Origin of the sequence: Maribacter sp. (assembly GCF_016744255.1) — a bacterium.
GTDB lineage: Bacteria > Bacteroidota > Bacteroidia > Flavobacteriales > Flavobacteriaceae > Maribacter_B.
In genome coordinates this window covers 1-9,229 of record NZ_JADGES010000123.1, presented here as the reverse complement: position 1 = coordinate 9,229, position 9,229 = coordinate 1, and the positions used below count along the sequence as shown (strand labels likewise).

9 protein-coding genes are annotated in these 9,229 nt (G+C 34.1%); 4 read left to right on the top strand and 5 right to left on the bottom strand.

Annotated features, from left to right (window positions below):
- The first annotated feature begins 103 nt into the window (after window positions 1-103).
- Together QZZ51_RS15090 and QZZ51_RS15085 are read left to right on the top strand one after the other, a co-directional pair.
- Complete coding sequence (locus tag QZZ51_RS15090; protein WP_291871161.1) at window positions 104-280, top strand: hypothetical protein; 177 nt, start codon at window positions 104-106, stop codon at window positions 278-280.
- A gap of 7 nt (window positions 281-287) precedes the next feature.
- Window positions 288-497: a hypothetical protein gene (locus QZZ51_RS15085; protein ID WP_291871159.1), complete on the top strand. Its 210-nt coding sequence runs from the start codon at window positions 288-290 to the stop codon at window positions 495-497.
- Between the two features lie 411 nt (window positions 498-908).
- Here the strand turns inward: QZZ51_RS15085 and hflX are convergent, their stop codons facing one another.
- Window positions 909-2,120 carry a GTPase HflX gene (gene hflX / locus QZZ51_RS15080; RefSeq protein WP_291871156.1) on the bottom strand — a complete coding sequence of 404 codons (1,212 nt, stop codon included), beginning with the start codon at window positions 2,118-2,120 and terminating at the stop codon, window positions 909-911.
- 74 nt (window positions 2,121-2,194) lie between these two features.
- Here hflX and QZZ51_RS15075 point away from each other — a divergent pair, with 74 nt between their 5' ends.
- Window positions 2,195-3,172 (top strand): endonuclease, encoded by a 978-nt coding sequence (locus tag QZZ51_RS15075; RefSeq protein ID WP_291871154.1) that lies wholly within the window; start codon window positions 2,195-2,197, stop codon window positions 3,170-3,172.
- A 180-nt stretch (window positions 3,173-3,352) separates the two neighbouring features.
- Window positions 3,353-5,560 (top strand): S8 family serine peptidase, encoded by a 2,208-nt coding sequence (locus QZZ51_RS15070; protein ID WP_291871152.1) that lies wholly within the window; start codon window positions 3,353-3,355, stop codon window positions 5,558-5,560.
- On the opposite strand, the gene QZZ51_RS15065 is transcribed toward QZZ51_RS15070, so the two are convergent.
- The 4 genes from QZZ51_RS15065 to QZZ51_RS15050 form a co-directional block, all read right to left on the bottom strand.
- Window positions 5,557-6,270 (bottom strand): 3'-5' exonuclease, encoded by a 714-nt coding sequence (locus QZZ51_RS15065; RefSeq protein ID WP_291871150.1) that lies wholly within the window; start codon window positions 6,268-6,270, stop codon window positions 5,557-5,559. The genes QZZ51_RS15070 and QZZ51_RS15065 overlap by 4 nt on opposite strands.
- A gap of 246 nt (window positions 6,271-6,516) precedes the next feature.
- Window positions 6,517-6,996, bottom strand: coding sequence for a methylated-DNA--[protein]-cysteine S-methyltransferase (locus QZZ51_RS15060; protein ID WP_291871148.1), 480 nt, complete (start codon window positions 6,994-6,996; stop codon window positions 6,517-6,519).
- A 1-nt stretch (window position 6,997) separates the two neighbouring features.
- Entirely contained in the window at window positions 6,998-8,119 is a 1,122-nt protein-coding gene (locus tag QZZ51_RS15055) for a hemolysin family protein (protein ID WP_291871145.1), read from the bottom strand.
- 41 nt (window positions 8,120-8,160) lie between these two features.
- On the bottom strand, window positions 8,161-9,229 hold a 1,069-nt coding region (locus tag QZZ51_RS15050), incomplete at its 5' end, for a serine hydrolase (RefSeq protein WP_291871143.1).

The following is a 9,229-nucleotide window of genomic DNA, read 5'->3' as shown; positions in this document are numbered from 1 at the left end:
AGTAAATATTTAGCTAAGTTTGAGTTCAAATTTTAAAGTATATAATTTAGTTCAAAGTTATAATTTTAAACTTTGTCCCCAAGTTTTACGCTTGACCCAAAGTATGCCAAAAACTAAAATTGTTATTGTTACTTCTACTACCAGTAATTATGTATTACATAGTATTTTTAAAAAAATAAATCCGGAAGGTTTTATGATTAAAGCCGAAGTGGACTACGAGAAATTTAAGAAACACATGGTATTAATTTTACAAAACCAAAATTGTTATACGTTGTTTTAAAAAGGAAATGAGTAGAAACAACCTTTTTGATTCTTTGGATAGAGAAATTTTATATAGACTGTCTTTAGGGGTTAAACTTAAAGAGTTGACAAAGTACATTCCATTATCTTTACCTGGCATAGAGAGAAGAAAAAGAAGAATCGCAGAAGTTTTTGATTTAGAATCTGGTAGTATAAAGCCAATTCTTAAAAAAGCAAAAGAAAATGGTTTGGTATAATATTTGGCAGGAGAAATATGTAAGTAAATTACCTCAAGGTAAACCCGCGAGGGATTATACGGAATTAATTTTAAACATTTGGAAGCAAGCATTGAATCATTAAACCCACTGGGGGAATAAAATACATAAAAAAAGCCCTTTTAGGAAAGGGCCAATTTTTTAGTTAAGTAGGTATTCTGTAAAATTTAGGGCCGAAACTAAATTCGGTAATTTTTTTAGGTTAAGTATCGTTTTGGGGAAAAGACACTTGGTTATTTTTCGGTTAAGTTCTTATCTTAATTACACTTCAAAGATAATACGAGCCTTAAGATTTTAAACAATTTATGTTGTGAAGTGGTGCTACAATGTTGTGAAAAATACAAGAGGTATTCTTTCTCCGATGAACTACGTAAACCCTATAAAATTCTTCGCTTAATATTCATCTAAATGCTCTGGATATAAGAAATTGTTATAAGGGAAACGCGTTACATGAATATCGCGAACTTCATCATAAACCCGTTTTCTAAATTCATCTAAATTTTCTTTGTTTAGAGCAGATATAAAAAGGGCTCTGTCTCCTACTTTTTGCATCCAAGTTTTTTTCCATTCTGCTATGGTAAAGTGCTTAGAGGTTCTTTCCGTTATTAGGTCATCGTCCTCTATCGTTTCATGTTCGTATTGGTCAATTTTGTTAAAGACCATAATAGTTTTCTTATCGATACTTTTTATTTCGGATAAAATTTTATGCACGGAATCTATATGCTCCTCAAATTGGGGGTGGCTAATATCAACAACATGTAATAGTAAATCGGCTTCTCTAACTTCATCTAATGTGCTTTTAAAGCTTTCTACTAACTGTGTTGGTAATTTACGTATAAAACCAACCGTATCACTTAAAAGAAAAGGTAGGTTGCCTATAACAACTTTGCGTACTGTTGTGTCTAAGGTTGCAAAGAGTTTGTTTTCGGCAAAAACATCACTTTTACTAATGACATTCATAAGAGTAGATTTGCCCACATTAGTATATCCTACTAAAGCTACGCGTACTAGGGCCCCACGATTTCCTCGTTGGATTCCCATTTGCTTATCAATCTTTAGTAATTTCTTTTTAAGTAGTGTTATACGGTCACGAACGATACGTCTATCTGTTTCAATCTCTGTTTCTCCAGGACCACGCATACCAATTCCACCTTTTTGTCGCTCTAAGTGAGTCCAAAGTCCAGTTAATCTAGGTAATAAATATTGGTATTGTGCTAATTCTACTTGGGTTCTAGCATAGCTAGTTTGAGCTCGTTGCGCAAAAATATCTAAGATTAGACTAGTTCTGTCAATGATTTTGCATTTTAGTTCTTTCTCTATATTTCGTTGTTGTCCTGGTGTAAGCTCATCATCAAAAATCACAGAACCTATATCATTAGCTTCCACATAGGCTCCTACCTCTTCCATTTTACCACTACCAATTAAGGTTTTTGGGTTAGGCACATCCATTTTTTGTACAAAGCGTTTTAAAACTTCGCCACCAGCGGTATACGTAAGAAATTCTAGTTCGTCTAAATATTCCGTTACTTTCTTCTCATTCTGTTCTTTATTAATAACGCCTATTAGAACAGCCTTTTCATAGGCAATGGTTTTCTTTTCTATCATAGATTCTATAAAGTGTAAAATTACGTAAATCTCAACTAGCTATTTTGTAAATTTCGCAACCCAATACAAAATGCATGTTTTTTTCCTTATTTAAAAAAAAGAAAGACCAACAACTTTATACAGTTGCGTTTTATAATCTTGAGAATTTATTCGATACGGTTGATGATGAAAAAACCTTAGATGATGACTTTACACCAACAGGTTTTAAGAAATGGACAAAGAAAAGGTACCATAAAAAATTGTTTAAATTGGCTAAGGTTATTAGTAAAATAGGATATAAATCTGCAGAGAAACCACCTGTTTTGGTCGGTATTGCTGAAGTAGAAAATGAAGAAGTGATAAAGGATCTTTTAAATACAGAACCTTTACTAGGGATAGATTATGGATATGTACATTACGATTCGCCAGATGAGCGTGGAATTGATACAGGCTTATTATATCTTAAAAGTAATTTTGAAGTTTTACATTCTGAGCCTGTCGCTTTAATTATACATAATTTAGAAGGAGTTAGGGATACTACACGGGATATTCTCTATGTAAAAGGGAAGTTAAATGGCGAGGTAGTACATCTATTTGTGAATCATTGGCCTTCTCGAAGAGATGGAAGTACAGAAACAGATTATAAAAGAATAGAGGCTGCCAAAACTTTAAGGAGGGTAATGGCTACTATAGAAGAACAAGAAGTAGACCCAAATTATATTATAATGGGCGATTTTAATGATAACCCAATTTCTGAAAGCTTACAAACCTTAGTAAAGGATACTACACTATATAATCCGATGGAAAAACTACACGCTCCCAACCAAAGGGGTAGTACTAGTTATAGAAAACACTGGAGTTTATTTGACCAAATTATGGTTTCTCATAATTTTTTTAATTACGAAAAGGGAACACATAGTTTTGCACATGCTAATATTTTTGACGATAGTTTTTTAACCGAATTTAAAGGCAAGTTTAAGGGGAGTCCTTATAGAACCTATGTTGGAAAAAAATACATCGGTGGTTATAGTGATCATTTCCCAGTTTATATTCAACTTAAATTTAGTTCCTAAGCATAAAAGGAGAGTAAATTAAAAGTATTTTAATATAAGAATATTCTTACGCATCGTTATTTTGCACTTTCACAACAATACAAAAGAATTAGGTATGTAATTCATCGAAAATGGGGTATTGTTTTTAAGTAGGGTTTGTTTCTAAAATATATTTGTAGTCTAAATCTTACAATATATTTTATGGACTCCAGACAACCTACTTGTCTATGGTTTTATCAGCTAGTTATGGGCTTTCTTTTTATATTAAGTCCGTTACTTTCTTATGGCCAGACAAAAACTCAGAAAACGAAGATTACTAAAGTGTATAACATTTCTAAGATAGATAAAATGGTTTCTAAATTAGAGAATCGATTTTTCCAAAAGCAAAAAGAAATAAGTTACTTAGCTCAAAAAAATGGATGGCAATTAAAAGAGGAACTTCCTAATGGAAGTACAATAGAATTATTAGATATAGGAGAAGACGGAACTCCAATTTACTATACTACTTTTTATGACCATGTGAGTACTACATCTAGAGCAAGCTCTTTGTATAAAGACGGTTTGTTGCGTTTGGGTATTACAGGGAAAGGAATGCAAGTTGGGGTTTGGGATGCTGGTATTGTACGTAAAACGCATGTGGAATTTGATTCTCGGGTGACTGTTGCGGATAATAGTACAAAAATTGATGCGCATCCCACGATGGTTATGGGGACTTTAATAGCTTCGGGGAAGAAAGAAAAAGCAAAAGGAGTTGCTTATGAAGCGACAGGGATAACAAGTGATTGGAGTAGAGATAAAATTGAAGCTGCTAAGGCGGCGGCAAACGGGCTATTATTATCTAACCATTCTTATGGTATAATTACAGACCGTGTACCAGATTGGTATTTTGGATCGTATTTACGTGTAACCAAAGATTGGGATGATTTAATGTATAATGCACCGTATTATCTAATGGTAACTGCAGCGGGTAATGCCCAAAAATCTGGTGATAATGAGCAACCAATTTCTGAGGCAGTAGGAAAGGGATATGATATGCTTTTGGGTTTTGCCACTTGTAAAAACGGTATTACTGTTGCTGCGGCAGAAGCTAAAATTGATAAAAATGGTGCTTTGACAAAAGCCTCAGTTGCTGCTTATAGTAGCTTTGGCCCTGTGGATGATGGTAGAATAAAACCAGATATCGCAGGTCGAGGTACAGATGTTTATGCTACATATTCTAATAGCGATACTAGTTATAATTCCTCGACAGGAACCTCTATGGCAACACCTGGAATAACGGGTTCTATGCTCTTGTTACAACAGTATAATCAAAGGCTATATGGCTCTTTCGTGAAAGCAGCAACTTTAAAAGGATTGGTATTACATACTGCGGATGATGTCGCTACTACCGGACCCGATTATCAAATGGGTTGGGGCGTAATGAATACTAAAAAAGCTGCGGAAGTATTGGTAAATAAAGAATACAGAAGCCTTATAAAGGAAGAAAGCCTCTCGCAAGGAGAAACGTATACTATAACAGTAACTATTCCTGAAGGGGAACAACTATCCGCATCTATCTCTTGGACAGACCCAGCTTCTACTTTTATTAATAGAGATATAGTGAATAATAGGCAAGCCGCATTGGTGAATGATTTAGATATACGAGTTACACAAAATTATAACACCTATTACCCTTGGAAGCTTAGTGCTACAAATGCAACAAAAGCGGCAACAAAAGGCGATAATCTAGTAGATACTTTTGAGAGGATTGATATTGATAATGCTAGTGGAGAATATACCATAACAGTTACGCATAAGGGGAAATTAACCAATGAAACGCAAAATTTTTCTTTGCTAGTTTCTGGTGCTGCAATTACGGAATGTAGTCTTATAGCTCCTTCTAATATTGGTATAAAAGGGTACGAGGATAAGGTTTCCTTACAATGGGATGCTGTTCCAGATGCGCTGTACGAAATACAATATAAAGAAATAAGTACAATAGATTGGAATACAAAATATACCAATGAGAATGTTTTGGAGATATCTGATTTGGAGTTAGGTATAGCTTATGAAACTCGTATGCGAACCTTTTGTAATGAAAATGTTGCATCAGAATTCGGTTTAATCTCTTCATTTACTTTTGGAGGTTTGACAACTGTTTTGGATGAAATTTTAGAACCTCTTAGTTTAGAGAATAATGTAGCTCCTTCGATATCTGTATATCCTAACCCTTCTACAGATATTATTCAATTAGACGGAGATAAAGAAGCAGATAGTCATTTTCAGATTATTTCTACCTCTGGATTAGAAGTAGATAATGGTAAAGTTTCCCAAGAAGGTATTTCTGTTTCTAATCTGTCTTCTGGGATGTATATTCTAGTTATTGATACATCGAAAGGAATGTCTACCACTAAATTTTATAAAGATTAAATCCTTTTTATTTCTTCGGTAGCCAACAAATTGTCGTTCCGTAAACGTAGAAAAACTTGGGCTGTGGTAATAACATCTAATTCGCAATAGGTGCAAATACGGTCTATATCTTTATCTTCATAGAATACTTGGCGCACCATACTACCATCAATATCTTCTTTAGGCGAGGGAATACCCAGAACGTTTGCCATAAGTTTTAGAGAGGTAAAATGTTTATAGTCTCCAAATTTCCATAGCTCCATGGTATCTAAATGTTGAATTTCCCATGGTTTTTTACCAAATAGGTTTAGTTTATAGGGTAAATCTATACCATGGATTATCATTCTTCTGGCTATATATGGAAAATCGAATTCCTTACCATTATGCCCACATAACATATGTTTTGGTCCGCTAAAATGAGAATTTAGTAGATTTTTAAATTCTTTTAAAAGGGTATTTTCTTCCCCATGAAAAGTAGTAACTCTAAAGGTTCTTATGTCTCCTTTAAAATTAAAATAACCAACAGAAATACAAACAATTTTACCAAATTCTGCCCAAATACCTGCACGGCTATAAAACTCTTCTGCTGTAAATTCATCTTTACGTTGGTATCTAGATTTTTGTTCCCAAAGTTCTTTTTTATCAGCATCTAAATTATCAAAATGCTCTTGTTCAGGAACGGTCTCAATATCAAGAAAGAGGATATACTCAAGATTAATTTTCTGTAGCATAGAATTTAGATTAAGAACTTCAATGGTAGAAAAATACGGAAAAATGAGCAATTAAAAACCCTCTATTTTCATAGCATAATAATTGTTTAGGAATTTTAGTAGAACCAACTTGGCAGTTGGTTATGCAATTTGATTATCGTCTTATGCCTATAGCTTGGATCGTTATATCTATATTGTCTACCGATTAAATCCTTAAAAAAGGGCGTAAGTAGTACGTAATATTTATATAACAAACCAATTGGTTTGCTAATTATTGAATAACGATTGCTGTTTAGCCGGGCTTTCTAACTCTAAAAGCCATTTTTTTCTATGTAATCCGCCGGCGTAGCCAGTTAAAGAGCCATCACTGCCTATTACTCTATGGCATGGGATTACAATCCAAAGCGGATTCTTGCCATTGGCAGCTGCAACTGCTCGTATAGCCTTTGGGTCTCCTAATGTTTTGGAGAGATCCATATAGGAAATTGTTTTTCCATAAGGAATCTCTTCTAAGGCTTTCCAAACACGTTTTTGAAAATCTGTTCCTTCTGGGTTTAGGGTTAAGTTAAAGACTTTACGCTCCTCTTTGAAGTATTCTGTTAGCTGGTACACGGCATCTTCTAATACTTCGGGAATAACATCTGTAATAGGTTCATCAGAATTAAGTACGGTAATAGAGGCAAGACCATTTACATCGCCTGTAATTTTAGCGATTCCTAAAGGAGTATTTATGTGTGCCTCTTCCATACTATTCTAATTCAGAATTTTCTTCTATAATGCCTAAACGCTTTGCCCGAGCCTTCCAATTATTACGAGCTAAATGTTGTAAATCTTCAACGTTATCGCTTTCATCTACTATTTCTAGGCCTAGTAGGGTTTCAATAATATCTTCCATAGAAACTAAGCCGCTAACAGAGCCGTATTCATCTACGACCAAAGCAATGTGTTCGCGTTTTTCAATAAGCGTTTCAAAAAGCTGGGGAATCGGTGTATTTCTATTGGTAACGAGTATCTCTCTTCGTATAGTAGCTAGAGGGCTATCTCCATTTTTATGAATCATTTCCTCCAAAATATTATCTTTTAGGACGTAGCCTGTAATATGATCAAGGTTATCCTTGTAAGTGGGGATTCTAGAGTGACGCATTTTTGGGTTTGCTCTAAAAAATAAATCTATAGTGTCATTTTCCGATGCCGTAATCATAACAGAACGAGGTGTCATCACATGTTTTACTAGGATTTTATCAAATTTTAATAAGTTTTTAATGACTTTAGATTCCGATTCCTGAAAAACACCTTCCTCATGTGCAATATCTGCCATTGCAGTAAAATCTTCTCTACTTAAAACACTACCATGATGTCCTTTACCACCGACAAGTTTTGTGAATAATTGTAAAACCCATAAAATACCAGTCCATTTTAAGGTTACAACCATGATTTTCAAGGTTTTGGCAGTAAAGTTAGAAAGTTGTTTCCAATAGGTTGCTCCAATAGTTTTTGGGATGATTTCCGAGGCTATTAAAATTAGTAGTGTCATTATTGTAGAAACAACACCAACCATTAGCTCTTCTGAGAATTCTATTCCGAAAAGGGAATGTTGTGAACTGCCATACAATTCTTGATAGGCAACTTTGGCCTGTACACCAACTAAAATAGCACCAACTGTATGTGCTATGGTATTTATGGTAAGAATAGCAATAAGGGGTTTATCTACGTCTTTTTTAAGTTCTTCTAAGGTTATTGCAAATGCTTTGCCTTCCTTTTTTTTTACGTTAATAAAGGTTGAAGTAATACTTAATAATACTGCTTCTAGAATTGAACATAGAAAGGAAAAGAAGATAGAAATAAGAGCATAAAAAATTAAAAGTCCCATAGATAATGTTTATGGGCACTAAAATACGTATAAATTGAATATTAATGTGTTATGGAACTTGGCAATTCGGCTTTATAGAAAATACTCTGCAATGCGGGTCTTATATTCAGTTTGTAAAGGTTTCTATTTGCTCTAGTAGGATATACTCTATTGGATAAAAATATAAATACCAATTGGTTTTTTGGGTCTGCCCATACAAAAGTACCAGTAAACCCAGCATGTCCAAAACTATTTTTGGAAGTTTGCGGGGCAGGGTATGCCTTTTTTAGAGGCAAAGTGTCATTCCCAAGTAAAGGTTTATCAAAACCAAGACCTCTTCGATTTTCATTTTCTGGGTATTGAATTTTAGAAAACTCTTTTAAGGTTGCCTCAGAAATATATCTTTTACCATCATAAATGCCATAGTTTTGATACATCTGCATTATTTTGGCTAAATCTGTTGCGGTGCCAAATAATCCTGCATTACCAGAAACGCCGCCGAGTAGGGCTGCATTTTCATCGTGTACCCAACCTTGTGTTATATCTTTACGAAAAAGGGTATCTAATTCCGTTGGAATAATCTTATTGGTATAATTTTTTGTTTTTGGTGTAAATCCTAATGTATTTGCACCAATTGGCCTATAGAAGTTCTGTGTTAAGTATGTGTGGTAGGAAACGCCTGTTAGATTTTCTATAAGTTGTGGAAAGATTAGAAAAGGAAGTCCTGAATACAGATATTTTTTCTCTGAACTAACCTTAGAGCGGTTAATAATGCGATACATTTTCTTGTTAAAATTGTTTTTTACAAAGAGGCCAGGGTACGCCTCTTTTTCATAACCATTCATTCTACGGTGCTTTATAAACCTTGATTTTACTGTATTTTTTGAATTTATAACAGCATTTAAAAATATCGTATACGATTTTAGACCAGCTTGATGTGCTAATATTTCACGTAAAGTAAGGTCTCTTTTGTCCTTTCTTTTTCGCCAAGGTTTCCAATACATACTAAAAGGTATATCCAACTGTAATTTACCTTCATCAACGAGCTTCATAAGTGCTGGTAATGGGCCTAAAATTTTAGTCACCGAAGCTAAATCGTAGATGTCATCTAAATGAACAGCTTGTAGACTG